The sequence below is a fragment of the Mycobacterium sp. OTB74 genome (genome assembly GCF_029892685.1).
Taxonomy (GTDB): Bacteria; Actinomycetota; Actinomycetes; order Mycobacteriales; family Mycobacteriaceae; genus Mycobacterium.
In genome coordinates, this window is sequence record NZ_JARXVD010000061.1 from 1 (window position 1) to 1,178 (window position 1,178).

The 1,178-nt window shown below is 64.3% G+C and carries 2 protein-coding genes; both read right to left on the minus strand.

The features are described 5' to 3' along the window. Window positions 1–109 precede the first annotated feature (109 nt). Window positions 110–673: a dihydrofolate reductase family protein gene (locus tag M2432_RS27910; RefSeq protein WP_280830094.1), complete on the minus strand. Its 564-nt coding sequence runs from the start codon at window positions 671–673 to the stop codon at window positions 110–112. Window positions 674–684: 11 nt separating this feature from the next. Further along, window positions 685–1,071, minus strand: coding sequence for an EVE domain-containing protein (locus M2432_RS27915; RefSeq protein WP_280830095.1), 387 nt, complete (start codon window positions 1,069–1,071; stop codon window positions 685–687). Window positions 1,072–1,178 lie beyond the last annotated feature (107 nt).

Sequence of the window (1,178 nt, forward strand, 5' to 3'; positions counted from 1 at the left end):
GTTGAAGGAGAACTCCACCGCATTCCGTCGTCGAGCAACGTCTGGTGGTCGGCGTGACGATCATGCCGCTATCGGCGACGAACTCGGGATCATGCGGAGGGCGGCGGCCTCAGCGAGGGATGTAGCGCAAATAGACCGTGCCGTCATCGAAGATCCGGTGCTCGGCGAGACTCAGGTCAAGGTGCACGTCGTCGGGCATGGCTCTCAGGCCGCCGCCCACCACCTTCGGAACCACGAAGAACTGGAAGTCGTCGATCATGCCGGCACGAATCGCCGCGGCTGCGACCGTCGGCCCGAAGATCTCGACCACGCCCGTCGCCGCATCCACGATCCGTCGCAACTCGTCCAAGCTCAAATCGGGTACGAGGCGGACTCGGTCAGACCCGAGCTCGTCGGGCGTCAGTGTGGACGACACCACCACCTTGTCGATGCCTTGCCATCGCCGGGCGAACTCCCGCTCGAGCGGCGGACAGTCCTGGTGGTCTGGATAGGACTCCCAGTACTCCATCAGCGCGTAGGTTTTCCGTCCCAGCACCTCGGTCGAGACCCCCGCCAAGCGGTCAACATGCACAGCAAAAGCCGCATCACCCGGCGCCGACCACTGGAAGTCGCCCGTGGCATCGGCAACGTAGCCGTCGAGGGACACGGTCGCGGTGTAACTCAGTGTTCCCATACCGGCCCTCCTCAGCGCGCCAGGCTGTCTGCGCCCTCGTCGACAAGCGCCCAGATCGCCGCACTCTGCTCAGGCGAAAGGGGGAAGCAGCCGAAGCGCAGGCGATTTGCCGGAAGATGATCGCCAATGCGGTCGAGCGGAACTGGACTGATCTCGCGCAGGGACGCAGCCAACCGAAAACCTCCCGGGATGGCGGCGCTCGGTTCGGGCGCGTCACCGGTCACCTCTCCCACGATGGCGATTGCACGGAAGGGTTCGCCGTCTGGAAAGTCGGTTTTCGGAGAGTAGATGAAGATGCCGTCACCGACGTTCATGCGGGCCAACGGAGCTCGCTTGCCGTGGTTCGCCATGATGAACCCCTCGGCGAGGCCGCGTCGGGCATGGTCGCGGGATGCCACGATCACCCAGGTTGTTACTCCGTCATGGCGCGCCACGCGTCCACGCTACGTGTCAGTACCGACATTGCCGCTGAACGCGAAGGATGAATGATTCTGCCTGCAGGCAG

Excerpts from the sequence above, each read along its gene's own strand:
- M2432_RS27910 (WP_280830094.1), bottom strand. The coding sequence starts at position 673 with ATGGGAACACTGAGTTACACCGCGACCGTGTCCCTCGACGGCTACGTT.